Annotated in this window: 28 protein-coding genes; 21 read left to right on the top strand and 7 right to left on the bottom strand. The window is 37.2% G+C overall.

Features of this window, described 5'->3' with window-relative positions:
* Nucleotides 1–19: 19 nt before the first annotated feature.
* Together glcU and FS802_RS23565 are read left to right on the top strand one after the other, a co-directional pair.
* Nucleotides 20–877, top strand: a complete 858-nt coding sequence (gene glcU, locus FS802_RS23570) for a glucose uptake protein GlcU (protein WP_000353539.1) — start codon at nt 20–22, stop codon at nt 875–877.
* Between the two features lie 13 nt (nt 878–890).
* On the top strand, nt 891–1676 hold the full coding sequence (locus tag FS802_RS23565) for a glucose 1-dehydrogenase (RefSeq protein WP_000286669.1): 786 nt from the start codon (nt 891–893) through the stop codon (nt 1674–1676).
* Between the two features lie 73 nt (nt 1677–1749).
* Here FS802_RS23565 and FS802_RS23560 read toward each other — a convergent pair whose 3' ends face one another.
* Nucleotides 1750–2244, bottom strand: coding sequence for a CarD family transcriptional regulator (locus FS802_RS23560; RefSeq protein WP_000451449.1), 495 nt, complete (start codon nt 2242–2244; stop codon nt 1750–1752).
* Between the two features lie 254 nt (nt 2245–2498).
* Here FS802_RS23560 and FS802_RS23555 point away from each other — a divergent pair, with 254 nt between their 5' ends.
* Nucleotides 2499–2735, top strand: coding sequence for a DUF2553 family protein (locus FS802_RS23555; protein ID WP_000533808.1), 237 nt, complete (start codon nt 2499–2501; stop codon nt 2733–2735).
* Nucleotide 2736: 1 nt separating this feature from the next.
* Nucleotides 2737–2919 (top strand): sporulation protein Cse60, encoded by a 183-nt coding sequence (locus FS802_RS23550; protein WP_000621751.1) that lies wholly within the window; start codon nt 2737–2739, stop codon nt 2917–2919.
* Between the two features lie 34 nt (nt 2920–2953).
* On the opposite strand, the gene FS802_RS23545 is transcribed toward FS802_RS23550, so the two are convergent.
* Entirely contained in the window at nt 2954–3181 is a 228-nt protein-coding gene (locus FS802_RS23545) for a DUF3973 domain-containing protein (RefSeq protein ID WP_000498994.1), read from the bottom strand.
* A 424-nt stretch (nt 3182–3605) separates the two neighbouring features.
* Here FS802_RS23545 and FS802_RS23535 point away from each other — a divergent pair, with 424 nt between their 5' ends.
* Nucleotides 3606–4037, top strand: coding sequence for an SRPBCC family protein (locus FS802_RS23535; protein WP_000437776.1), 432 nt, complete (start codon nt 3606–3608; stop codon nt 4035–4037).
* Nucleotides 4038–4361, top strand: a complete 324-nt coding sequence (locus FS802_RS23530) for an ArsR/SmtB family transcription factor (RefSeq protein WP_000098837.1) — start codon at nt 4038–4040, stop codon at nt 4359–4361. It abuts the gene before it with no gap.
* Nucleotides 4362–4394: 33 nt separating this feature from the next.
* Here the strand turns inward: FS802_RS23530 and FS802_RS23525 are convergent, their stop codons facing one another.
* Nucleotides 4395–5834 carry an MDR family MFS transporter gene (locus FS802_RS23525; RefSeq protein ID WP_098655235.1) on the bottom strand — a complete coding sequence of 480 codons (1440 nt, stop codon included), beginning with the start codon at nt 5832–5834 and terminating at the stop codon, nt 4395–4397.
* A 174-nt stretch (nt 5835–6008) separates the two neighbouring features.
* Nucleotides 6009–7280 carry a BaiN/RdsA family NAD(P)/FAD-dependent oxidoreductase gene (locus FS802_RS23520; protein WP_000558876.1) on the bottom strand — a complete coding sequence of 424 codons (1272 nt, stop codon included), beginning with the start codon at nt 7278–7280 and terminating at the stop codon, nt 6009–6011.
* Between the two features lie 445 nt (nt 7281–7725).
* Here FS802_RS23520 and FS802_RS23510 point away from each other — a divergent pair, with 445 nt between their 5' ends.
* Together FS802_RS23510 and FS802_RS23505 are read left to right on the top strand one after the other, a co-directional pair.
* Entirely contained in the window at nt 7726–9378 is a 1653-nt protein-coding gene (locus FS802_RS23510) for a putative polysaccharide biosynthesis protein (RefSeq protein WP_048562073.1), read from the top strand.
* Nucleotides 9379–9419: 41 nt separating this feature from the next.
* Nucleotides 9420–10148, top strand: coding sequence for a pseudouridine synthase (locus FS802_RS23505; RefSeq protein ID WP_048562074.1), 729 nt, complete (start codon nt 9420–9422; stop codon nt 10146–10148).
* 81 nt (nt 10149–10229) lie between these two features.
* Here FS802_RS23505 and FS802_RS23500 read toward each other — a convergent pair whose 3' ends face one another.
* A complete protein-coding gene (locus FS802_RS23500) occupies nt 10230–10451 on the bottom strand; it encodes a DeoR family transcriptional regulator (protein WP_000805512.1) in 222 nt (73 codons plus the stop codon).
* A gap of 357 nt (nt 10452–10808) precedes the next feature.
* Between FS802_RS23500 and pepV the strand changes: the two genes are divergently transcribed.
* The 4 genes from pepV (at nt 10809) to FS802_RS23480 (ending at nt 16169) form a co-directional block, all read left to right on the top strand.
* On the top strand, nt 10809–12215 hold the full coding sequence (pepV, locus tag FS802_RS23495) for a dipeptidase PepV (protein WP_098655233.1): 1407 nt from the start codon (nt 10809–10811) through the stop codon (nt 12213–12215).
* A 103-nt stretch (nt 12216–12318) separates the two neighbouring features.
* Nucleotides 12319–12864, top strand: coding sequence for an RNA 2',3'-cyclic phosphodiesterase (thpR, locus tag FS802_RS23490; RefSeq protein ID WP_000418979.1), 546 nt, complete (start codon nt 12319–12321; stop codon nt 12862–12864).
* 138 nt (nt 12865–13002) lie between these two features.
* Nucleotides 13003–15144: a type I pullulanase gene (gene pulA / locus FS802_RS23485; RefSeq protein WP_098655232.1), complete on the top strand. Its 2142-nt coding sequence runs from the start codon at nt 13003–13005 to the stop codon at nt 15142–15144.
* A gap of 227 nt (nt 15145–15371) precedes the next feature.
* The gene (locus FS802_RS23480) at nt 15372–16169 is read left to right on the top strand and encodes a phosphotransferase family protein (protein ID WP_002096266.1); all 798 of its coding nucleotides are present in this window, start codon (nt 15372–15374) and stop codon (nt 16167–16169) included.
* Nucleotides 16170–16172: 3 nt separating this feature from the next.
* On the opposite strand, the gene FS802_RS23475 is transcribed toward FS802_RS23480, so the two are convergent.
* Nucleotides 16173–16451: a YtzH-like family protein gene (locus tag FS802_RS23475; RefSeq protein WP_001122237.1), complete on the bottom strand. Its 279-nt coding sequence runs from the start codon at nt 16449–16451 to the stop codon at nt 16173–16175.
* Between the two features lie 228 nt (nt 16452–16679).
* On the opposite strand from FS802_RS23475, the gene trmB reads away from it, so the two are divergent.
* Nucleotides 16680–17333 (top strand): tRNA (guanosine(46)-N7)-methyltransferase TrmB, encoded by a 654-nt coding sequence (gene trmB, locus FS802_RS23470; RefSeq protein ID WP_001239384.1) that lies wholly within the window; start codon nt 16680–16682, stop codon nt 17331–17333.
* Nucleotides 17334–17402: 69 nt separating this feature from the next.
* Complete coding sequence (locus tag FS802_RS23465) at nt 17403–18257, top strand: YtnP family quorum-quenching lactonase (protein ID WP_000436842.1); 855 nt, start codon at nt 17403–17405, stop codon at nt 18255–18257.
* 142 nt (nt 18258–18399) lie between these two features.
* Here FS802_RS23465 and FS802_RS23460 read toward each other — a convergent pair whose 3' ends face one another.
* The gene (locus FS802_RS23460) at nt 18400–18711 is read right to left on the bottom strand and encodes a PepSY domain-containing protein (RefSeq protein ID WP_000118541.1); all 312 of its coding nucleotides are present in this window, start codon (nt 18709–18711) and stop codon (nt 18400–18402) included.
* Between the two features lie 148 nt (nt 18712–18859).
* Between FS802_RS23460 and FS802_RS23455 the strand changes: the two genes are divergently transcribed.
* The 7 genes from FS802_RS23455 to FS802_RS23425 all read left to right on the top strand — a co-directional run bounded on the left by FS802_RS23455 (nt 18860) and on the right by FS802_RS23425 (nt 24010).
* Nucleotides 18860–19933 (top strand): M42 family metallopeptidase, encoded by a 1074-nt coding sequence (locus FS802_RS23455; protein WP_002096267.1) that lies wholly within the window; start codon nt 18860–18862, stop codon nt 19931–19933.
* Between the two features lie 132 nt (nt 19934–20065).
* Entirely contained in the window at nt 20066–20575 is a 510-nt protein-coding gene (locus tag FS802_RS23450) for a DUF84 family protein (RefSeq protein WP_098655243.1), read from the top strand.
* Between the two features lie 82 nt (nt 20576–20657).
* Nucleotides 20658–20972: a thioredoxin family protein gene (locus tag FS802_RS23445; RefSeq protein WP_000838193.1), complete on the top strand. Its 315-nt coding sequence runs from the start codon at nt 20658–20660 to the stop codon at nt 20970–20972.
* 78 nt (nt 20973–21050) lie between these two features.
* Complete coding sequence (locus tag FS802_RS23440) at nt 21051–21863, top strand: DUF1444 domain-containing protein (protein WP_000784602.1); 813 nt, start codon at nt 21051–21053, stop codon at nt 21861–21863.
* Nucleotides 21860–22474 (top strand): YtpR family tRNA-binding protein, encoded by a 615-nt coding sequence (ytpR, locus tag FS802_RS23435; RefSeq protein ID WP_144525511.1) that lies wholly within the window; start codon nt 21860–21862, stop codon nt 22472–22474. Before FS802_RS23440 ends, ytpR begins: the two co-directional genes overlap by 4 nt.
* A 194-nt stretch (nt 22475–22668) precedes the next feature.
* Nucleotides 22669–23013, top strand: coding sequence for a hypothetical protein (locus FS802_RS23430; RefSeq protein ID WP_000813286.1), 345 nt, complete (start codon nt 22669–22671; stop codon nt 23011–23013).
* 40 nt (nt 23014–23053) lie between these two features.
* Nucleotides 23054–24010: an N-acetylmuramoyl-L-alanine amidase gene (locus tag FS802_RS23425; RefSeq protein WP_098655231.1), complete on the top strand. Its 957-nt coding sequence runs from the start codon at nt 23054–23056 to the stop codon at nt 24008–24010.
* Nucleotides 24011–24031: the final 21 nt, after the last annotated feature.

Raw genomic sequence — 24031 nt, 5'->3', positions numbered from 1 at the left:
TAAAGAAAGGTAATGAGCGATGGACATACTTTTAGCGATTTTACCGGCTCTATTTTGGGGAAGTATTGTGCTATTTAACGTGAAACTGGGCGGAGGACCGTATAGTCAAACGCTCGGTACAACGTTTGGTGCACTTATTTTCTCAATTGTTGTTTATATTTTTATGAAGCCCGTATTGACTCCTACTATTATCGGAGTTGGAATTGTGTCAGGTTTATTTTGGGCACTTGGTCAGGCAAATCAATTAAAAAGTATTGATTTAATGGGTGTTTCGAGAACGATGCCCATTTCAACAGGATTGCAATTAGTTGCGACGACTTTATTTGGAGTCATCGTATTTCATGAGTGGTCCACGACTATATCAGTCGTCCTTGGCGTTTTGGCTCTCGTTTGTATTATTATCGGTGTTATTTTAACATCACTTCAAAGTGAAGAAGAAAAGAGTGCAGAGCAGGCAGGGAACTTTAAAAGGGGCATTATCATTTTATTGATTTCAACAGTCGGTTATTTAGTTTACGTAGTAGTGATTAGACTATTTAACGTAGATGGTTGGTCAGCTTTATTGCCACAAGCAGTTGGTATGGTGTTAGGGGGCATTTTGCTTACGTTTAAACATCATCCATTTAATAAATATGCAATACGAAATATTATTCCAGGATTAATTTGGGCAGCTGGTAATATGTTTTTATTCATTTCGCAGCCGCGTGTTGGAGTGGCAACAAGTTTTTCACTATCACAAATGGGAATTATTATTTCAACGCTTGGCGGGATTCTTATATTGGGTGAAAGAAAAACGAAACGCCAATTAACGGGTATTGTCGTCGGTATCGTTTTTATTATCGCAGCCGGAATAATGTTAGGTGTTGCAAAAAGTTAAAGGGGGTATTGAAATGTATAGTGATTTAGCAGGAAAAGTTGTCGTTATTACAGGATCAGCAACTGGTCTTGGAAGAGCGATGGGAGTACGGTTTGCTAAGGAAAAAGCAAAAGTAGTGATTAACTATCGCTCACGAGAGTCAGAAGCGCATGATGTATTAGAAGAAATTAAAAAAGTAGGTGGAGAAGCGATTGCTGTAAAAGGGGATGTGACAGTTGAATCTGATGTCGTGAACCTCATTCAATCTGCTGTGAAAGAGTTTGGTACGCTTGACGTTATGATTAATAATGCAGGGATAGAAAACGCGGTCCCGTCGCATGAAATGCCGTTAGAGGATTGGAATAAAGTAATCAATACAAATTTAACAGGAGCTTTTTTAGGAAGCCGTGAAGCGATTAAATATTTTGTAGAACATGATATTAAAGGTTCTGTCATTAATATGTCGAGTGTTCATGAGAAAATTCCGTGGCCACTATTTGTGCACTATGCGGCGAGTAAGGGCGGTATTAAACTAATGACAGAAACGTTAGCGTTAGAATATGCACCAAAAGGTATTCGAGTAAATAATATTGGTCCAGGTGCAATAAATACGCCAATTAATGCCGAAAAGTTTGCTGATCCTAAAAAACGTGCTGACGTAGAAAGTATGATACCGATGGGCTACATTGGAAAACCGGAAGAAATTGCAGCAGTCGCAACTTGGCTTGCTTCCTCAGAAGCGAGTTACGTAACTGGAATTACGTTATTTGCAGATGGTGGAATGACTTTATACCCGTCGTTTCAAGCAGGGCGAGGATAATAAAAAAGGACAAAGAGTTTTATCTCTTTGTCCTTTTTTCTGCAAAAAAAAATAGCGGTCGGCTATTTTAAATTTAATGATTAATTGTATCTTGAAGAAATTCTGTTGCTTGATGTTCAGAAACATTTTGCACAAGTGCAACTTCGCTAATCATCATTTTGCGTGCATTATCTAGCATTTGTTTTTCGCTCGCATTTAATGCTCTCTCTTTATTACGGCGAAGTAAATCGCGAACAACTTCTGCGCTATCTTGCAGATTGCCGTTTTTCATTTTTTCCATATTCATTGTATATCTTTGTTTCCAGGAAAGTGATGTGTCTGATTCCCCGTTTTGAAATTCAAGAAGTATACCATCTAACGTACCTTTATCTACGATATAACGAATACCTGATTTTTGTAATTGATCCATAGGAAGCATTATTTGCATGTCTTTACTAATAATACGTATCACACAATATTGACGTGTTGTTCCTAATATTTCTTTCTCTTCAATGGCTTCGATGACTCCTGCGCCGTTCATTGGATAAACGATTTTATCGCCAATTTGAAACAAATCATCCACCTCCATATGTGGTAACCACTTTTAATGATAGCACATATGAGTAAAAATGTCAAATTTTATATAATACCATAATGTTGATATTATAGTCAATAAGTAAAAACTCTTTTTTTTATATATTTTTTTGCTCTTATTTATTAATGATCTTTTTGAAAAATAGTACAGGCGAAGAAAGAAGGCATATCCACTTATTTTTAAGCATAAAATGTAAAATCGCTAATACAATATACCTAAATCCGTTCTTTGTAGAGGAGGGAGAGAAGGTGGGGCGCACAATAAGAATTGATATTACAAATAAAGTTGTAGCTAAATTTAGACCGGATTATTTGGAATTATATACGAGTAAATTTATGATAGGTAAGTTTTATGTCTATACTGAAGGTAAACAATATGTGTTAGAAGACGGATATATATATGAAGACGGAAAATTTTATCGCATCATAGATACGCACCGTGGCAATAATCAAGCGGCGGAGGGCTGCGATCTAGGATGGTGTTAACATGATTCGTGTGAAAGTGTTTGATGAAAGTCACGAAAAAGACTTAGAAGACGCTGTAAATGTTTTTTTGAAAAAGATTGATGATAGTAATTTTGTAGATATTAAGTACCAAGTCGGTGTTTCCATTAATGATGACGAAAACCAAATTTATTGTTTTTCAGCAATGATCGTTTATAAAGCATAAAAAAGAGCTGGGTAAGCCAGCTCTTTTTTATGTTTTATGTTGGGACAACATGTGTCGGTAATACGTTCATAATAGATTGAGTTGTGCCTAATTTCTTTGTCGCTAAAAGAGGCGCCCCTGTTTCATGGTTTTGGGCATCTGTACACATACCAAGGTGATAACGATCACCTAAAAATGGATCGATATAAAAACCGTTTTTGAATACTTTATCATTCGGATGTTTTTCATGGTGAATGTCAGAGCAATTAATGCAATAGAACATAGCTTTCATCCCCTTTTTATTTTTGTTTGAAAAAAGTGAGGGGGTAGTCATTTCGCTCCTAAGGAAATGTTGAGGAGAAGAGAAATAACTACCTACTCAAATGGTGGGCATATTCCTTCTGATTTTTCATATCTCGCGTAGTGTCCCTGAGGGAAGGAGGAGAGACGAAATACGCAAGATACACGTAAGGCATTTCTTTCAAGATGAATGATGGAGTTTCACATTGAGAGAAGTTTTTATTTTTTGTTGCCTTTGTGAGTATATTATGAGGAAATGCTCAGAGGGTGTTTGTCCTGTTGAAAAAATGTTGAGAATTTCTCAACAGTAAAAAAGAATTAGCGTTGACATGAAACCAAAAGGTGTTATATCATCTGAATGTAACCAAAAGGTGTTATATTTTAATGCCGAATAAAGGAGAATGAAAATGGAACAACAAAATACATTAACTGATATTAAACAAACAATCGTTTTTAACGCGTCTATTCAAAAAGTATGGAATGTAGTATCAACTGCAGAAGGGATTGCGTCATGGTTTATGCCAAATGATTTTGTATTAGAGGTAGGACATGAATTTCATGTGCAATCACCATTTGGACCATCACCATGTAAAGTGTTAGAAATTGATGAACCAAACCATCTATCTTTCTCATGGGATACAGATGGCTGGGTCGTTTCATTTAATCTGAAAGACCTAGGAGATAATAAAACAGAATTTACGTTAATTCACGGCGGCTGGAAACATCCTGATGAAATTCTTCCGAAAGCGAATGCGAAGAGCTCTATTATTCGCGATAGAATGAGTGGTGGATGGGTAGCGATTGTAAATGAAAAACTGAAAAAGGTTGTTGAAGGCTAAGTGTCCTCATCGGCAGCGAAATATGATGTATTTCAAGCAATTGCTGATCCAACCCGCCGAGAAGTAATACGGTTATTAAGTGATAAAGAGTTACCGATTTCCAAAATAACGGATCATTTCCCGATGAGTCGTACTGCGGTTGTAAAGCACCTTCATATTCTTTCGGAAGCGAATTTAGTAAGCGGAAGAAAAAGCGGAAGAGAGAAGATATATCGTTTGCATCCAGAACCATTAGAGGAATTACAACAGTGGCTCTCATATTATGAACGTTTTTGGGATAATAAATTATCTATGCTGAAACATATTGTGGAGAATGAAGAATAATAAAGAGGATGACCATTTCGGTCATCCTCTTTATTATTGCTCACTTGTTTGTGTAGCTGGTTTTAATAAAATCCAAGCGATAATTAGTGTAAATACTGCTAATACGAAAGTACTCATATAAATGACGTGTACACTTGATGCTAATGCCTCTTGCGATTCGGTTACTACGTTTGCTGTAGTTCCTCCGTGTCCGCCACTAGATACAAGATCAAGGTTTTGAATACCGCGTGCATGAATCATCGTATTAAAGATTGTGCCAAAGATTGCAGCACCTAACGTTTGGCTAAATGTATTAATAAATGTGTTTAAACCAACGGCTGTTCCGCGTGTATGAGCTGGTACGGCTGCTTGAATTGTTACCATATAAATTGGTGTCACAAGCCCCATTCCTAAGCCGAATAATCCGACTGCTACATAAATAAGGAACGATGGTGAATTTGTTGATAATGTAAATAATAAGAACGTAGCCACTGATAAAATGCTAGCTCCAAGTAAAATGATTTGTTTCGTTTTTAATTTTCCTACTAAGTTACCAGAGAAAATAGCGCCAAATGTCCACATAACAGGGATTGGCATTAAAATAAGTCCAGCTTCAGTTGCATTTTTTCCTAATACACCTTGGCTCCAAATTGGAAGGTACATTGTAATACTAATGATCATTGCGCCAGCAATGAGCGTTAATATGTTTATCGTAGATAATGTACGGTTAGAGAAAAGTGCTAGCGGAATTAATGGTTCCGGAGATTTTTTCTCGATAAATAAGAAAATAATGAATGAAACGACGGCGAAGATTAATAGGCCGATAATTGTTATGTCTCCCCAGTTTTGCTTACTGCTACCTGTTAATAATGCATATAGTAGAGCGATCGTACTTAATGAGAAGACTGTTGCACCAAGATAGTCGATATGGTGTTTAGCGGGCTTAATAGATTCTTTGTAGTAAATTGCAATCATTAAGCAAGCGATAATTCCGAATGGAACGTTTAAGAAGAAAATATAACGCCAAGATAGGGAATCGACTAAAAATCCACCTACTAACGGTCCGATAACACCGGATACACCCCAAACGGCGCTCATCCAGCCTTGTGCTTTCGCGCGGTCTCTCGCTTCGCTATATAAGTCTCCAATAATCGTCATTGTGATCGGCATAACGGCACCAGCACCTATACCTTGAAGAGCACGGAAGAAGATTAATTGTTCCATTGATGTAACGACTCCACAAAGCGCAGAACCGATTAAGAAGATTGTAGCTCCGATGAGTAAAACTTTTTTACGGCCGAATAAATCAGCTAACTTTCCGTATATTGGAGTCGAAACAGCTGTTGCAAGCATATAAATTGCATATACCCAACTAACAAGTTCGACGCCTGACAAATCACTCGTTATACGAGGGATCGCTGTACTAACAATCGTTCCTTCTACCGCAGAAAGAAACGTCATTAGCATTAAAGACATCATGACTTTTTTTCTCATATTTTTTCCCCTTACCCTTTTTCAAATATTCAACAATATAAAATATAAAGGTACTAAGGTATATAAAGCAACAAAAAAGCAATGGGAAGTTAGGAGGAGGGGATATTTGTCGTGGAATCGCCGATATAATTTCATGTACATATAAAAAAAGAAACAGGAAGCCCTGTTTCTTTTTTAATATTGCATTTTCGCGTTTTCTCCAGCTGTTGTCCCGGCAATTCGACCAGTAACGAGAGCAGATGTAATGTTATAGCCGCCAGTATAACCGTGAATATCAAGAACTTCTCCGCAGAAATATACGCCGTTCGTGAATTTAGAAGACATTTCTTTCGGGTTAATTTCTTTCACGGATACACCGCCGCCAGTAACGAATGCTTTTTCAATTGACTGCGTACCATTTACATTTACAGTAAATTCTTTAAAGTCTTTCACAAGTGCACGAATCTTCTCGTGAGAAACTTGTCCAGCTTGTTCGCTGCCATCAATTTCATTCTTTTCTAATAAAAATAGGAAGTAACGTTCAGGAACATAACCTTTTAATACATTTTTAATTCCTTTTTTCGGATCTTCTTTCATTTGTTTCAGCATGCGCTGGAATAGTTGTTCACTATTTTCTTCTGGCAATGCATCGATACTCATTTGAATCGTATTCGTTTTAAACTTTTTCAGTGCTTTCACGACGAATTGGCTACAACGAAGAGCGGCAGGACCAGATAGGCCGAAATGAGTGAAGAGCATGTCCATTTTGTGAGAAATGATAGCTTTTCCTTTCGGGTTTAATACGCTTAAGTTTACATCGCGTAAAGCAAGACCTTGTAAGGAGCGGTCACGAATAAATGGTTCGTTTGAAAGGATTGGTACTTCTGTTGGGAATAATTCTGTAATAGTATGTCCAGCCTTTTCAGCCCAAGCATATCCATCTCCAGTAGAACCAGTTTGAGGAACAGATTTTCCACCAACAGCGATAACGACGTGATTCGTTTCTAACACTTCACCAGTTTGCAGTACGACTGCTTTCGTTTGACCGTTCTCATATTCAATCGTTTCAACAGGTGTATTTGTACGGATTTTTACACCTAAGTCTTTTAATCGTGTTAAAAGTGCGTCTACTACTGATTGTGCTTTATTTGATACAGGGAACATGCGACCATGATCTTCTTCTTTTAGTTGTACGCCAAGCTTTTCGAAGAATGTAATAATATCTTCATTATTGAAAATAGAAAAAGCGCTGTATAAGAAGCGGCCATTTCCTGGTATATGTTTAACGATCTCATCAAGTGGTAGACGGTTCGTTACGTTACAACGACCACCGCCAGAAATCGCAAGTTTACGCCCTAGTTTATTTCCTTTATCAAGAAGTAAGACACTTGCGCCTTCTTCTGCAGCACCGATTGCAGCCATTAGCCCAGAAGGCCCGCCGCCGATGACAATAACATCATAATGCATAATATATCGACCTCATTTTCTACATTTCCTGCCTAAAAGAATAGCATGTTTTCCCTTAAAAGAAAAATAGAGTGAAGTACTGCTTAAGGATAGAATTGTGGTACAATACAAAAGTTAGAGTTCAGCACTATCCTGCTATTTGTGGGCAAGAAGACTAAAACCTTAAGATGTAAGAGAAATAAAAAGGAAATTTGGTAGCCCGTAAATGCTCGAATAGTTCAACTAATAAAGAGTAGGGAGTGAACACCTTCCCTGCAAATTATAGTTTCACTTTACCCCGCATTAACGGGCAGTAAGACTCCCACCTTAAAGTTTGCTTAGGACAAAGACGTAGGTGGGAGAGTAACTGCCCGTAAAGGCCCGATTGGTTCAACTAATAATCAGTGGGGAAGAACACCCACACTGATTAAAGTTTCACTTTATGTAGATGTAGGAGGATTTTTGTATGTCCGATTCGAAATTTCTGCGCGGAACGCTTATTGTTACGTTAGGGACATTTTTAGTAAAGTTCTTAGGCATGATTTACGTCTTTCCGTTTCATGCATTAGTAGGTACAGAAGGCGGAACGCTCTATACATATGGATACATTCCATATACGATCTTTTTAAGTATTGCAACGGCAGGGGTGCCGCTTGCTGTTTCCAAATTTGTTTCCAAATATAATGCGCTTGGCGATTATAAAACGAGCCGGAGAATGTTCCGCTCGGGAATGGTTATGATGATAGTAACAGGAGTTCTTTCGTTCCTAGTTCTATACATGACAGCGCCACTGTTTGCAGAAGCAATGCTTGGTAAACAAAGTATACACAGTAATGTAGAAGAAGTTACGACGATTATTCGTCTTGTAAGTTTTGCACTTATTGTTGTACCAGCAGCGAGTTTAATTCGTGGTTATTTCCAAGGTCACCAATCGATGGGACCGACTACTGTTTCGCAAATTATTGAACAAATTATTCGTATCGTCTTTTTATTAGCTGGTAGTTTTATCGTTATTAAAGTACTTGGCGGTACAGTTGCAACAGCAGTTGGGGTAGCGACATTTGCTGCGTTCGTTTCAGCAGTTGGAGCACTCGGTGTACTCATTTGGTACTGGTTAAAACGTAAAAAACATTTGGATCAATATTTAATTGAACAAACTGTACCAGAATCGACAGTGAGTACCGTTCAATTATTTAAAGAATTATTTGCATATGCGATTCCTTACGTTGTAATTGGGTTAACAATTCCTTTATATCAACAAATTGATACATTGACATTTAACTCAATTATGCAGGCGATTGGCCAAGGTGATATCGCAGAACGAGCGCTTGGTATTTTCACAATGTGGACGCATAAATTAATTATGATTCCTGTATCGCTTGCAACAGCGTTTAGTTTAACGCTTGTACCAGCGATTACAAAATCATTTACTGAAAAACAATACCGTTATTTAAAGTTACAAATTACACAAACATTCCAGGCAAATATGTTCTTAACATTGCCAGCAGTTGTTGGTATTTCAACACTTGCATATCCAATTTATACTGCGTTCTATGACTCAGATCCATTAGGTGGACAAGTATTAATGTGGTATGCACCAGTTGCATTGTTATTCGCTTTATTTACAGTAACAGCAGCAATTCTGCAAGGAATCAATCAACAAAAACATGCGATTGTCGCGCTTATTATGGGTGTTATTTTGAAATTCGTATGTAACGTAATCTTTATCCGTTATTTCGGTACAGTTGGAGCGATTTTAGCTACTGCAGTCGGCTTCTTAGCTTCCGTATGGTATACGAATAGACAAATCAAAAAACATGTACACTATTCATTTGGTGTTGTATATAAGAGAACATTCCAAATTGCAATATTAACACTTGTAATGGTCATTGCTGTAAAGTTATCACAATGGATTCTGTCCTTCATGATTTCGCCTGATGGCCGAATGGGTGCTCTTATTACAGTTGTGGTTTGTGCAGGTATTGGTGGTCTTGTGTACGGATTGTTAGCGATTCGCACAGGAGTACTGGAAAGAGTATTTGGCGGAGAAGCGTTAGAGAAAATTCAACGTAAACTTGGCAATAGATTTAAAATAAAGTTGAAATCAAAAGGGGCGTAATTACGTCCCCTTTTCTATGATAAAAAAAGAAGGTGAAAAGCGTGAGATTAGATAAATTATTAGCGAATATGGGATACGGAAGTAGAAAAGAAGTAAAGAAATTGTTGAAAGACGGCGTTGTGAAAATTGATGGAACGCCAGTGAAAGATGCAAAGGTTCATGTAAATGTAGAAGAGCAAGAAGTTATGATTCACGGAGAAGTTGTGGAATATAAAGAGTTTGTTTATTTAATGTTGCATAAACCACAAGGCGTTATTTCAGCGACAGAAGATGATAATCATGAAACGGTAATAGATTTATTAGAGTTAGAAGATGCAATCTTTGATCCGTTCCCAGTCGGACGACTTGATATTGATACGGAAGGTTTCTTATTGATAACAAATGACGGGAAGTTATCACATCAATTGTTATCTCCGAAAAAGCATGTGCCGAAAAAATATTATGCACATGTTGCAGGAGTAGTAACAGAAGAGGATGTAAAAGAGTTTGCTAAAGGTGTTATTTTAGATGATGGCTATGAAACAAAGCCAGGTGCACTTACAATATTAAAAAGCGATGAGATTTCTGAAATCGAGCTTGTGATTACAGAAGGAAAGTTCCATCAAGTGAAGCGTATGTTTGAAGCGGTAGGGAAAAAAGTAGTCTACCTAAAGAGAACAGAGATGGGACCATTAGTATTAGATGAAGAGCTAGAACTTGGAGAATACCGAGAGTTATCAGATGAAGAAGTAGAAATGTTAAAAACATATCAAGTAGATACTGAGAAATAGTGCTGTTTTTGGCACAGAAAAGACCCCTTTCTAATGAGTTAGAAAGGGGTATGTATTTATTTACATACAATTATTTTTTCATTATGAGGTCATTCTCACTTTCTTTCCTGTTGTTGTCCACTTACCGCGGCAAGGGCTATACACGAGTTCATTAAACTGCAACACATTTAGATCACGTTGTATCGTTCGCGGTGTGATCCCGAACTCATCTACAAGGTCTTTCGTCGTTACCGTTCCGTTTTCATTGATGTACATATAAATTGATTTAATGCGTGTTAGCATACGAGTAGTTGTAGGTTTCAAGAGAAAACCACTCCTCTACTAGTTTTTTTGACCCCATTCAGGAAAGAAGGTCGTTACTACCATTGTACTCTACATGATAAAATTCATGCTTTAATCTACTTAAATTTTACAAAAGTTTAACAAATATTCATATAGAAAAATATTGGTAGTTGACATTTTATATATGGTCAGTCAACTAACACATAAAATTCTACGTAAACCGCCAAATTCCTGCAATTTTTTTTAGAAAAATAAAAGAAAAATTAATAAGAAATATCTGAAAAATTACAATTGTCCGGTATTTGGGTTTCGTATGTGGCATAAGAGATTTCGGTTTGTTATGATGAAAGAAACAATATAGTGAAGGATGGATGCGTGATGTCAGCAATTAATTGGACAGAAGAAGTCGCGAAACGAAAAGATGATTTAATTCGTGATACACAACAATTTTTACAAATTAAAAGTGTATGGGAAGAAGAATCAGCGAAAGAGGGCGCACCATTCGGTGAAGGTGTAGAAAAAGCTTTATCTTTCATGTTACATAAAGGAGAAACTGAAGGTTTTGCTTCTAAAAATTTAGAAGGGTATGCAGGTCATCTTGAAATGGGGCAAGGAGAAGAGTTAGTAGGTATTCTTTGTCACGTTGACGTTGTACCAGAAGGAGATGGCTGGACGACTCCGGCATATAGTGCAGATATTCGCGATGGAAAGATTTTTGCACGTGGTGCAATTGACGATAAAGGCCCAACGATGGCAGCTTATTATGCGATGAAAATTGTGAAAGAATTAGGTTTACCTCTTTCAAAACGCGTTCGTATGATTTTAGGAACAGATGAGGAAAGTAATTGGAAATGTGTAGATCACTACTTTAAAAACGAAGAAATGCCAACAATCGGTTTTGCGCCAGACGCAGATTTTCCAATTATTAATGCAGAAAAAGGAATTTCTGATATACAAGTTGTGCAAAGTGGTAGTGAAAAGAAGAAAGGTACATATGAACTTGTTTCATTTGAATCAGGTCGCCGTTTAAATATGGTTCCTGATTTTGCAGAAGCGATTATTACAGGAGAAGATGTAAATGCACTTACAGTAGCATATGAAGAGTATTTACAAACTGCTAAAAAAATAGGTGAAGCAATTGTAGAAGGTAATACGGTGACGTTGCAAATTAAAGGGATTTCAGCTCACGGATCTACTCCAGAGAAGGGTGAGAATGCAGGTTTATTACTGGCAAACTTCTTAACTACAATTGCTCTTGATGGAAAAGGGGCTTCGTTTGCATCGTTTGTAACAGAAACATTTACAGGAGATATTTTAGGAGAGAAAGCTGGTATTTCTTATAAAGACGATATTAGCGGTCCGTTAACAGTGAATGTTGGTCGCCTTTCTTATACGAAAGAGAATGGTGGTAATTTAGGATTAAATGTACGTTATCCAGTTACGACTAACTTTGAAGAAATGATCACGAAGTTAAAAGGGTATGTTGGTACTCATGGATTTGCGGTAGCAGACTATTCGAACTCTCGCCCGCATCACGTTGATAAAGACCACGTGTTAATTCGTACGTTGCAACGCGTATATGAAGAACAAACAGGTGAAAAAGCAGAGCTATTAGCAATCGGCGGTGGTACTTATGCTCGTTCATTGAAAGCTGGCGTTGCGTTTGGTCCGTTGTTCCCTGGAAAAGAAGAACTTGCGCATCAAAAAGACGAGTACATTGAAATTGAAGACTTATTAAAAGCAACAGCAATTTACGCGCAAGCAATTCATGAATTAGCGAAGTAATGGATATATAAATAATGACCGCTCTCTATTTTGGAGAGCGGCTTCTTTTTACCTGAATGAGATAAGAAAGAAAAGCAACAATAGAAAGAAGGAGAAGATGTAAATGGAGCTGCATTATTTTATCGCGATTACGTTACCGAATCATATAAAAGAAGTGCTGTCTAACTATAAAAAGGAAATGCAGGAGGAATTACCATTTCGTTCATGGGTACATAAAGAAGACTATCATATTACCCTTTCATTTTTAGGTAGTGCGACAAAGGAACAATTAGAAGGAATACAGAATGGATTACAAACACTTACAGAAACGAAAGAACTATCGTTCACATTACAAGGATTTTCAACGTTCGGTATGGAAGATAGGCCGCGTATTTTTTGGTCGAAGGTAAGTGAGAATCACGATTTGTTCCAGTTACAAAAGCAAGTGCACGCTATGTGTGAAGAAAATGGATTTTCTTTAGAAATGCGCCCGTATCATCCGCATATTACTGTTGCTCGTAAATGGGTAGGAGAAGAGAAGTTTGATTTAGAACATATAAAGGAAGTGCCTGAAATATCATTTCAAGCAGATACAATTACTTTATACGAATCTCACGTGAAGGAGACACCAAAGTATAAAGCGATTGCTGAAATAAAATTACAAAAATAGAATGTATGAAAACGTTTTTTATACAGGTGAATATACTATAGAGAATAATGTGTTACTGTATAGAGCTTTGCTGATAAGAAAAGCCTTATCATTTGCAGCTCGTTTCATTTTAACTTTAAGAATGATGGTGATTTTTTTATGTTGAAAGTAAAACGTCCATTTGATGCCTATTTAGATGAAATGAATAAAATTACAATTTTGCTCCCACATGCGTATGGAACAAGCCGGACATTTCGTTTGCAAGAAGGAAGTAACGTGAAAGATTTACCGATTTCTCATACAATTGCGCTTCCGGATGCAACGAAGTATGAGTGCTTTATAGAAGAGCCGCTAGATGTGGGGAAGTATTATACAGTACGAGATGAACGGAATGAAGAAACAGATTTACAAATAGGTGCTGTCATAAGAACAGCGATTTTCGATGAAAAGTATTATTACGAAGGTACAGATTTAGGAGCCGTGTATCAAAAAGAAGCAACGACATTTAAAGTATGGGCTCCAACTGCGAGGCTTGCGAAAGTAAGGATTTATAAAAGTGATAAAGAATATACCGATAATGAAATGCATAGAGGAGAAAATGGGGTTTGGACTCATACATTACAAGGCGATTTAGCCGGAGCAAAGTATACATTTCTTGTTTGTATTAATTTAATATGGAATGAAGCGGTGGATCCTTACGCAAAGTCAGTGACTGTAAATGGGAAGTACGGCGTTGTTATCGATTTGCAAAAGACAAATGTAACAAAACGAGAGCAATTACCACCATTACACGCAATGACAGATGTCATATTGTATGAACTGCATATTCGTGATGCTACGATTCATCAGGGCAGTGGAGTGAGTAAAAAAGGAACATATAAGGGGTTAATGGAAGAAGGAACAACAGGGCGAAATGGGACGTTAACAGGCTTGTCCTATATAAAAGATTTGGGTATTACACATGTTGAATTATTGCCTTTATATTGTTTCGGTGGTGTAGATGAGGCGAATCCTTCCTCTGCATATAATTGGGGTTACAATCCGTTATATTACAATGCGCCAACGGGATATTATGCTACAGACCTCTCTGATCCGTATAACAGGATAGTAGAGTGTAAACAGTTGATTGAAACATTTCATGAGCACGGCATTAGGGTAATTATAGATGTTGTATATAATCATGTGTATGAAAGAGAGCTATCATCATTTGAAAAGCTTGTCCCAGGATATTATTTTCGTCATGGTGAAGATGGTATGCCTTCTAATGGGACGGGAGTCGGAAATGATATAGCATCTGAACGGAAAATGATGAGGAAATTTATTGTAGAGTCTATTTTATATTGGCTTACTGAATACAATGTTGATGGATTCCGATTCGACTTAATGGGAATTTTAGATGTTGATACAATGAATATAATAGAAAAAGAAGTGCGAAACATAAAGCGAGATGCATTGTTATTAGGAGAAGGGTGGGAGCTACAAACACCACTTCCTGCCGAAGAAAAAGCAACGTTAAATAATGCAAAGAAAATGCCGCATATTGCGCAATTTAATGATCAATTTCGTGATGGGATAAAAGGGAGTACCTTTCATATAAATAAGCGTGGTTTTGCATTTGGTGGGCATGTAGACTGTAATCATTTGCAGTATATAGCATCGGGAAGTCTTTTGAGTATGAAAGAAACAGGTCTGTTTCTAGAGCCTGTGCAAAGCATTAACTATGTAGAATGTCATGACAATATGACGATGTGGGATAAACTAATGCGGAGTAATGAAGAGCCAGAAGAGATTTTGAAAAAACGTCACCTTCTAGCGAGCGCAATGGTGATTCTTTCGCAAGGCATTCCTTTTTTACATGCTGGGCAAGAGTTTTATCGTACGAAGCAAGGAAATGAAAATAGTTATAATGCAAATGATGAAATTAATCAATTAGATTGGGATCAAAAAGAGGAAGAGATAGAGACCGTTAACTATATAAAAGGTTTAATTGCGATTCGCAAAGAGCACAGAGCATTCCGATTACAAAACGCAGACCTTATAAAAAAACACATGACTTTTTTGCAAACATCTCCAGAAGTACTTGCATATCACCTAGAGCATGCAGAATCATTTGGACCGTGGAAAGAGATTATAGTTTTATTTAATAGCGGTTTAGAAGCTAAAACGGTGCAACTTCCGAAAGAAGAAACGTGGCATGTGTTAGTAAACGAAAAGCAAGCGAAAATAGAGCCAATTTCTTCATTTAGAGGAAAGGAACTTAGGCTCGCTCCAATTAGCACGTATATATTGACGATAATGTGACAAATCGCTACTTGACGATGAGAATGTAATAAATGTAGAATTGACAAAGGTGACGATTTTGATAAGTTGTCATTCTATGACTGGTTTTGTAAAATAAAATAGAGAGTTTTTGGCTTATGCCAAGTTTTCTTTTCATTTACAGTAAAATATATGAATCCACAACATGTATAGAAATGTTGCGGTTTTTCTTTTCATAACTATAAAAGATAAGGATTTGTTAACGGGTAATGAATATGGAATGGTTGGAACAATTATTAGGAAAAGAGTGGAGTCTTGTACCGGCTGGTGGAGTAACGGGCGATGCGTATATTGCGCAAAACGGACAACAGAAGTTATTTTTAAAGCGGAATACATCGCCCTTTTTAGCGGTATTGTCAGCAGAAGGAATTGTTCCAAAATTACTTTGGACAAGAAGGGTAACGAACGGTGATGTAATTTCTGCTCAAAAATGGCTTCCGGGACAGAAGCTAGAGCCAGAGGATATGAAACTAGAACGTGTTGCGAAACTTTTGAAGAAAATACACTCCTCTAAAGCACTTGTACAGATGATTCAAAGACTTGGGAAGCAGCCGCTTCACGCACAAGAGTTATTACAACAACTGCAACTTGTTTTAAGAGGAGATATAAGGGATGATGAAACAATTCAGCAAGGCCTTCAATATTTAATGGATTCATTAAAAGATATTGAATACAATGAATTCGTTGTATGCCATTGTGATGTGAACCATAACAACTGGCTATTGTCGGATGAAGATGAGTTGTTTTTAATTGATTGGGATGGAGCCGTAATTGCTGACCCAGCTCTAGACCTCGGTATGTTATTATATTGGTACATTCCGCGCCATGAATGGAGCGAGTGGCTCGAATATTATGATATTGAAATGGATGAATCGCTGCTTAGGCGTATGAGATGGTATGTAATAGCACAAACGATTTTGTCTATGCAATGGCACACAACAAAAAAACAGCAAGCAGAAGCTGAATATTGGCATCAATATTTACAGCAACTACTTGCTTCAGAGTAATACTTAAGAAAAATTGTCCATTCCAGCAATCCACTGAGTAAGTTGTTCTTGATTATTGGAAATGTGGTTGTCCAAATTAGAGGAAGATTTACCCGATTGACTATAAGAATATACATCGTTTAGCATTGTTTTAGCGTCACTACTTATACTATCGTTTGCGAGTAACGATTGAATGAGACGCTCTAATTGCTCGCATTCAGAAACTGTCCCGCAACAATCACTTTGATGATTGACTAAAATATCTTTCAGCACTTCTAATTGATGTTGTTGATTAATTGGCATGAACGGATCATCCTTTCGATTGTTTTTCTCTTCAAATGTACGAGAAAAAGCTGTTTCGTCATGGAATGTTTAATGCTGTATGTAGTTTTTATCAAAATGGTACATCTTATACTTGAAAGAAACGGACCGAGTGCTCGTACGTACTTGGTTTTTTGTTTGGGAGATTGATTAAAACAGAGAGAAGGAATTATTCCTTTAAAATAGCTATGTAAAGAGAGGGAGACATCTATGCGTTTAAGACATAAACCATATGCAATGGATCGAATTAATGAGTATTCACATATCGTAATCGGAAACCCAGAGGAGCGCGCTGGTAACTGGAAAGAAGTATTTGGAAATGAACAACCAATTCATATTGAAGTAGGTACAGGTCGTGGCCGCTTTATGTATGATATGGCAAAAGCAAACCCACATATTAATTATATTGGAATTGAAAAATTCACAAGTGTTGTTGTAGATGCACTTGATAAATTAATTGAAGAAGAAGTACCGAACTTAAAGTTAATTAATAAAGATGCTGAAGATTTAACAGTTTTCTTTGCAAAAGGTGAGATTGACCGCGTTTATTTAAACTTCTCAGATCCATGGCCGAAGAATCGTCATACGAAGCGTCGTTTAACGTATAAAACATTTTTACGCAATTATGAAGAAGTGTTAGTAGAAGGCGGAGAAATTCATTTCAAAACAGATAACCAAGGTTTATTTGAATACTCTCTAATGAGTATGGCTGAGTATGGTATGTTATTAACTTACCTGAGCCTAGATCTTCATAATAGTGATTATGAAGGAAACATTATGACAGAATACGAAGAGAAATTCTCAAGTAAAGGTCATCGTATTTACCGAGTTGAAGCAAAATATCGCACAGAGCCTATGCAGTAATGCATAGGTTTTTTGTAACTAAAATAATCGGAATTTTATGTTAATATTGAAAGGAAAGGGGGATGAAAAATGGAACAGTTACAAATTGGAGATATAAAAGTGACGTGGCTAAAAGGCGGGAACACACATTTAGATGGAGGAGCAATGTTTGGTGTTGTACCGAAAGTACTTTGGTCACGTAAATATAAACATAATGATACAAATCATATTTATTTACGAACAGATCCGTTACTTTTGCAAACGAAAGACGGTAATATGCTCATTGATTCCGGAATAGGAAACGGTAAATTGAATGAGAAGATGAAGCGAAATCAAGGTGTAACAGAAGAGTCAGCGGTTTATAAATCATTAGAAAAACTAGATTTAAAACCTGAAGATATTCAGTACGTCTTAATGACACACCTGCATTTTGATCATGCATCTGGTTTAACGAAATGGGAAGGTGATCACCTTGTACCATCGTTTCCGAATGCGAAAGTTTACGTAAGCGAAACAGAATGGAATGAAATGAGGAACCCAAATATCAGGTCGCGCAATACATATTGGAAGGAAAATTGGGAGCCGATTGTAGATCAAGTTGTTACATTCCAGCAAGAAATAGAAATTACGGATGAAATAAAAATGGCGCATACAGGTGGTCATAGTGATGGACATGCAGTTATTGCTTTAGAAAGCAAAGGTGAAACGATGCTTCATTTAGCAGATCTATTGCCGACGCACGCACATCAAAATGTACTATGGGTGATGGCCTACGACGATTATCCGATGACATCGATTGAAAATAAGCAAAAGTGGATGAAGTACGGCGCTGAAAACGATGCTTGGTTTACGTTTTATCATGACGCATATTACCGTGCAGTAAAATGGAATGAGGAAGGACATATTGTAGAAAAGATAGAGCGGAAAACGAGTATAGAAGCATAAAAAGAGGAGGTTGTTCCAGCAGCCTCCTTTTCCGTTGTTGGCTTTTGTTGGTAAGTCAATATATTCGAAAAATCGCTGATATAAATTTAATCAATATCCGCAATTAAAAAATAAGAGGTTCACCTAATGGGAACCCTCCTTTTTATGCTGCTATAACCTCTAAAACAGTACCTGTTTTAGCATCAACTAAAAATTCAAATCGTTCTTGTATATCATCTAACATTGTTGTAAGACCGCCACGATAAACTTCGTATGCGACATCATATTTTTCAAATGTCTCTGGAACCATATGTACCCAAGAGCCAGTAATTTCACCTTTATGACTTAATGCTTGTTTCACCATTTTCAATGCTTTTTCTGAAGAAATATGGGATTGTTCTTGTACTTTGTTTGCAACAAGATAACCAGCTGCGAACCCAACGCCAAGACCTGCTACTAAACCTTTCCAGCTCATATATTCACCTCAATTCTATAAAATAAAAATAGTGTACCAATAATAATTATAAAGCAAATACAGTTAAAAAAGAAGAAACTAGAAACATTTCGAAAATTTCGTTACAATAAAAGAGGTATTCTACTAAGGTTTGAAAGAAGGGGACTTCGTGAATAAAGAGACATTACAATTATTTCGTACGTTAACAGAATTACAAGGTGCATCAGGTTTCGAACATGATGTACGCCGTTTTATGAAGCAAGAATTAAGCAAATATGCGGATGAAATTGTGCAAGACGGTTTAGGTAGCGTATTTGGTCTGAAAAAAGGGGACGAAACTGGCCCACGTGTTCTTGTAGCAGGTCATATGGATGAAGTAGGTTTCATGGTTACGCAAATTACGAAAAACGGTATGATTCGTTTTCAAACGTTAGGCGGCTGGTGGAGTCAAGTGTTATTAGCGCAACGTGTACAAGTTATGACGAAGAATGGTCCTGTTATTGGGGTTGTTGGTTCTATTCCTCCTCATTTATTAAGTGACGCGCAACGTGCAAAACCGATGGATATAAAAAATATGTTAATTGATATAGGTGCAGATAGCTACGAAGATGCGATTGAGATTGGTGTAAAACCAGGACAACAAATCGTGCCAATCTGTCCGTTTACACCGATGGCAAACGAAAAGAAAATTATGGCGAAAGCTTGGGACAACCGTTACGGATGTGGCCTTGCAATCGAATTATTAAAAGAATTAAAAGACGAAACATTACCAAACACATTATACTCTGGTGCGACTGTACAAGAAGAAGTTGGTCTTCGCGGTGCACAAACTGCTGCAAATATGATTCAACCAGACATTTTCTATGCGCTTGATGCAAGTCCAGCAAACGATGCATCTGGTGATAAAACGCAGTTCGGTCAATTAGGAAAAGGTGCTCTTCTTCGTATTTATGATCGTACGATGGTAACGCATAGAGGAATGCGCGAATTCATTTTAGATACAGCAGAAACACACAACATTCCGTACCAATACTTTATTTCACAAGGTGGTACAGATGCGGGCCGTGTACATACAAGTAACTCAGGTATCCCATCAGCAGTAATTGGTGTTTGCGCACGTTACATTCATACACATGCTTCTATTTTACATGTTGATGATTATGCGGCAGCAAAAGAACTCATTACGAAGCTTGTAAGAGCAACGGATAAAACGACGTTAGAGACAATTAAGAATAACGCGTAGAGAAGAAGGGCTGAAGAGCCTTTCTTTTTTTAGGTGGGAGAGATGCCCTAGCGATGTATGGTGGCCGTGCTCCCATGTATAAAGAGTAATTTGATTAAGGTAAGATGATGAATGTATATAGAGGTGAAAGAAATGAAAGTAGTAGTTGGATCGAAGAATAAAACGAAAGTTGGTGCTGTGGAGAAGGTTTGGAGTGATGTTACAATTACAGCTCTTTCTGTTCCTTCAGGGGTAGCAAACCAGCCGTTTACAGATGAAGAGACGATGAAAGGAGCGGTTAATAGAGCGAAGCGAGCGCTACAAGAAGGAGAAGCTCAAATTGGTATTGGATTAGAAGGCGGCGTAATGAAAACGGAGCACGGTTTATTTATGTGTAACTGGGGCGCGCTAGCAACAAATACCGGTAAAATATTTGTTGCAGGCGGTGCACGTATTACGTTACCAGATGATTTTTTAGCACCTCTTGAAGAGGGCAAGGAGTTAAGTGAAGTGATGGAAGAGTTTGTACAGAGAAAAGATATTCGTAGTCACGAAGGTGCGATCGGTATTTTTACAGATGATTATGTCGACCGCACGGAATTATTTGTACACGTTGTTAAGTTGCTTGTTGGGCAATATAAGTATGATGAAAAGCAAGCATAAACCTTGCACCATACGCGATGTATGGTAGTATAAAAGAAAGATTATAACATGAAAAATGCACTCGTTAGAGGAGGAAATATAGATGAAATCATTAGAAAGCATGGAGCAATTCCAACAATTGAAAAATGAAGAGAATGTAGTCTTTATGTTCTCAGCAGAATGGTGCCCAGACTGCCGTTTTGTAGACCCATTTATGCCAGAAGTAGAAGAGAAATATAGTGATTTCTCATTTTACTATGTAGATCGTGATGAGTTTATTGATCTATGCGTAAAATTAGACGTATTTGGCATTCCGAGCTTTGTAGCGTACAATAAGGGTGAAGAAACAGGTCGCTATGTAAACAAAGATCGTAAAACACAAGAACAAATCGAAGAGTTTATTGAAGGTTTAAAATAAGGCAATTTGCCAATTGAATTGTAAAACAACCTCTACCTTCGCGGGGGAGGTTATTTTTTTGGAAGGGAGGAAAAAGAGATGAAGATGACAAGTAAAAAGATGAAAGACGAGTTAATGAAGAAATTATCTCGCCCAGAATGGGACTTTCAGTATGATAGCGAGAAAGAAGTTCTACGTATAGAACAGAAAGACTCGAAAAAAGGTATTAACGTATCGCTTCCAGGAGTTGTGGCAAAATGGGAAGTGAATAAAGAAAAAGCAATTGAAGAGGTTGCCTATTACGTACAAGAAGCGTTAATTGCGATGCATAAAGAAGAAAATAGCGCAGCGAAAATTTTACCTGTTATTCGCTCTACTTCTTTCCCGAAACAAGCAGAAGAAGGAAATCCGTTTATTATGACGGATCATACGGCGGAAACACGTATTTACTATGCGCTAGATTCGAATAAAACGTATCGACTCATTGATGAGCGTCTATTACAAAAATTAGAACTTACAGAGCAACAAGTGCGTGAAATGGCATTATTCAACGCTCGCTCATTAGGTTATGAATTTAAACAAGAAACAGTAGCAGGGAATACATTCTACTTTTTAAACACAAATGATGGGTATGATGCGACGCGTATTTTAAACGAATCGTTACTACAATCGATGCGTGAAAAGATTTCTGGTGACATGGTTGTTGCTGTTCCTCACCAAGATGTATTAATTATTGCTGATATCGTCAACGAAATCGGTTATGATATTATTGCACAAATGACAATGAAATTTTTTGCCGAAGGGCATGTTCCGATTACATCACTTTCATTCGTATATGAAGATGGGGACTTTGAACCAATCTTTATTTTAGCGAAAAATCGGAAGAAGACAGATGGAAAAGAGAAAGGATGAACGAAGTGAACGTTTTTTACAACCTTGAAGGAATTGGTGACACTCTAATTGTTGCCTTACAAGATATTACTTTAGAGAACCGTACTTTTGATTGCAAAGGAGATGTTGCACGCGTATACGATCGTGAAAGCAATGTAACAGCAGGATTCAACATCTTTAATGCGTCTTCTTACTTAGAAGTAAAAGAAACAGGTAACCTAACATTAACGAAAGAATTTGTAGAAAAAATCAACGGAATTTTAGCGAAGAACGGCTTTGAAGAAACAGTAGAAGCAGATCTTTCTCCAAAATTTGTTGTAGGCTATGTAGCTGAAAAAGAGAAGCATCCAAATGCTGATAAGTTAAACATTTGTAAAGTAGAAATCGGTACAGAAACATTACAAATCGTATGTGGCGCACCGAACGTTGATGCAGGACAAAAAGTTGTCGTTGCAAAAATTGGCGCTGTAATGCCAAGCGGTATGCTAATTAAACCAGCTGAACTTCGCGGTGTTCCTTCTTCTGGAATGATTTGCTCAGCACGTGAATTAGAGCTTCCAGATGCTCCACAAGAAAAAGGTATTCTAGTATTAGAAGATAGCTTTGAAGTTGGACAAGAGTTCAAATTTTAATTGATGTAAGAAAAGAGAGGTTGTCCTTTTGGACAGCCTCTCTTTTCTGTTGAATCGTTGATATATTGCGAGTTGTGACAGATATATTCAAAAAATCGTTCATATTATAAGGATGTCACCTTTTTTCTCAAAAACTATATTGTATTTTATAAACAAACTAGTTAAAATTTAGAAAAATAGAAGGGGATATACGTATGAAACAACAACTAAAAATCGCGGAACTTCTGAAACGAATTGAAACTTCAAAACAGCAAGATATCGAACTAGGTTCTTATGAAATATATGTGTTTAGCGAAAATGAATTAGAAAAAGGACAAATCGGTTACCGATATGATAAACATAAAAATTCATTAATAAGTGAAGACAGTGGTAAATGGCAAGAAGAATGGATTGTTATTGGATATGAAACAGATATGGGGGATCCAGTTTTCGTAAATGTGGCTGATGATGCTTATCTAGTTTATACTGCAGAGCGTGGTACAGAAGCGTGGCAACCCGTTCATATTGGGAATATGGATGAGATTATAAAACAATTATAAGAAAAACTTTGAGACCGGTGCAAAGTGACGGGAGAAAAACATGAAGTATATAAAAATAATGAGCATGATTGCATTCATTGGAATATATATGGGAGGCTGTTCGCAAGAAGAGCCGAAAAAAGAAGTAACATCTTCTATGAAGGAAACAAACAAAGATAACAAGGAAGACGCACCGGTAGAAAAGCAGCAAGAAGAACAAGAAAAGAAAGAAGAACCACAAGCAGTTCAAACAAATGAGCAAGTGGAGCATAAGCAGGAGGAAGTGCCAGCCGAGGAAAAGAAAGAGGAAGCTACGCCAGTGCAGCCAACAGAGCAACCGCTGCAAAATAATGAACAAAAAGTAGAGAGTAATGAAAAACAAGGAAAGTTTCTTGTTGTTATTGATCCAGGGCATCAACAAAAAGCGAATTTAAATTTAGAACCGATTGGGCCAGGAGCAACGACGCAAAAATATAAAGTGACAGATGGTACAACTGGTGTTGTGACGAAAAAAAGAGAGGCTGTTCTTGTATTAGAAATGGCTTTCGTATTAAAAGAAAAGTTAGAAGCAAAGGGAATACAAATATTAATGACGAGAACGTCACAAAATGTGGATATAAGTAATAAAGAACGCGCAACATTTGCGAATGACCATAAGGCGAATTTGTTTTTGCGTCTTCATGCAGATGGTTCTGAAAATTCGAATCAAAGTGGATTTGCTGTATTAACGCCGGCAGAAGGAAGTCCATATACGAAAGAGATTTATGCTGAAAGTCTTCAAATCTCTCAAACGATTGTAAATAAAATGAGAGAGAATCAGCAAGTGAAAGTAAATGGAATTAAATTCAGGGAGGATCTTTCTGGATTTAATTGGGCCAAAGTACCTGGTGTACTATTAGAACTTGGGTTTATGTCAAATCCTGAAGAAGATAAAAAATTATCTGACCCACAGTATGTAAATTCTTTATTGCAAAGTGTAACGGATAGTGTAGATGAGTATCGGAAGAGTAAAGCTTAAACGCAGTCTTACATGGAAGGC

Origin of the sequence: Bacillus sp. DE0042 (genome assembly GCF_007680225.1) — a bacterium.
Taxonomy (GTDB): domain Bacteria; phylum Bacillota; class Bacilli; order Bacillales; family Bacillaceae_G; genus Bacillus_A; species Bacillus_A wiedmannii.
The sequence above is the reverse complement of the archived record's forward strand: the minus strand, read 5'-3'. Positions and strand labels throughout refer to the sequence as shown.

What these genes read in the sequence shown, in the direction of transcription:
- glcU (WP_000353539.1), top strand. Translation starts at nt 20, where the DNA reads ATGGACATACTTTTAGCGATTTTACCGGCTCTATTTTGGGGAAGTATT.
- FS802_RS23565 (WP_000286669.1), top strand. Translation starts at nt 891, where the DNA reads ATGTATAGTGATTTAGCAGGAAAAGTTGTCGTTATTACAGGATCAGCA.
- FS802_RS23560 (WP_000451449.1), bottom strand. Translation starts at nt 2,244, where the DNA reads ATGGAGGTGGATGATTTGTTTCAAATTGGCGATAAAATCGTTTATCCA.
- FS802_RS23550 (WP_000621751.1), top strand. Translation starts at nt 2,737, where the DNA reads ATGATTCGTGTGAAAGTGTTTGATGAAAGTCACGAAAAAGACTTAGAA.
- FS802_RS23545 (WP_000498994.1), bottom strand. Translation starts at nt 3,181, where the DNA reads ATGTTCTATTGCATTAATTGCTCTGACATTCACCATGAAAAACATCCG.
- FS802_RS23535 (WP_000437776.1), top strand. Translation starts at nt 3,606, where the DNA reads ATGGAACAACAAAATACATTAACTGATATTAAACAAACAATCGTTTTT.
- FS802_RS23525 (WP_098655235.1), bottom strand. Translation starts at nt 5,834, where the DNA reads ATGAGAAAAAAAGTCATGATGTCTTTAATGCTAATGACGTTTCTTTCT.
- FS802_RS23520 (WP_000558876.1), bottom strand. Translation starts at nt 7,280, where the DNA reads ATGCATTATGATGTTATTGTCATCGGCGGCGGGCCTTCTGGGCTAATG.
- FS802_RS23510 (WP_048562073.1), top strand. Translation starts at nt 7,726, where the DNA reads ATGTCCGATTCGAAATTTCTGCGCGGAACGCTTATTGTTACGTTAGGG.
- pepV (WP_098655233.1), top strand. Translation starts at nt 10,809, where the DNA reads ATGTCAGCAATTAATTGGACAGAAGAAGTCGCGAAACGAAAAGATGAT.
- thpR (WP_000418979.1), top strand. Translation starts at nt 12,319, where the DNA reads ATGGAGCTGCATTATTTTATCGCGATTACGTTACCGAATCATATAAAA.
- pulA (WP_098655232.1), top strand. Translation starts at nt 13,003, where the DNA reads ATGTTGAAAGTAAAACGTCCATTTGATGCCTATTTAGATGAAATGAAT.
- FS802_RS23480 (WP_002096266.1), top strand. Translation starts at nt 15,372, where the DNA reads ATGAATATGGAATGGTTGGAACAATTATTAGGAAAAGAGTGGAGTCTT.
- FS802_RS23475 (WP_001122237.1), bottom strand. Translation starts at nt 16,451, where the DNA reads ATGCCAATTAATCAACAACATCAATTAGAAGTGCTGAAAGATATTTTA.
- trmB (WP_001239384.1), top strand. Translation starts at nt 16,680, where the DNA reads ATGCGTTTAAGACATAAACCATATGCAATGGATCGAATTAATGAGTAT.
- FS802_RS23465 (WP_000436842.1), top strand. Translation starts at nt 17,403, where the DNA reads ATGGAACAGTTACAAATTGGAGATATAAAAGTGACGTGGCTAAAAGGC.
- FS802_RS23460 (WP_000118541.1), bottom strand. Translation starts at nt 18,711, where the DNA reads ATGAGCTGGAAAGGTTTAGTAGCAGGTCTTGGCGTTGGGTTCGCAGCT.
- FS802_RS23450 (WP_098655243.1), top strand. Translation starts at nt 20,066, where the DNA reads ATGAAAGTAGTAGTTGGATCGAAGAATAAAACGAAAGTTGGTGCTGTG.
- FS802_RS23445 (WP_000838193.1), top strand. Translation starts at nt 20,658, where the DNA reads ATGAAATCATTAGAAAGCATGGAGCAATTCCAACAATTGAAAAATGAA.
- FS802_RS23440 (WP_000784602.1), top strand. Translation starts at nt 21,051, where the DNA reads ATGAAGATGACAAGTAAAAAGATGAAAGACGAGTTAATGAAGAAATTA.
- ytpR (WP_144525511.1), top strand. Translation starts at nt 21,860, where the DNA reads ATGAACGAAGTGAACGTTTTTTACAACCTTGAAGGAATTGGTGACACT.
- FS802_RS23430 (WP_000813286.1), top strand. Translation starts at nt 22,669, where the DNA reads ATGAAACAACAACTAAAAATCGCGGAACTTCTGAAACGAATTGAAACT.
- FS802_RS23425 (WP_098655231.1), top strand. Translation starts at nt 23,054, where the DNA reads ATGAAGTATATAAAAATAATGAGCATGATTGCATTCATTGGAATATAT.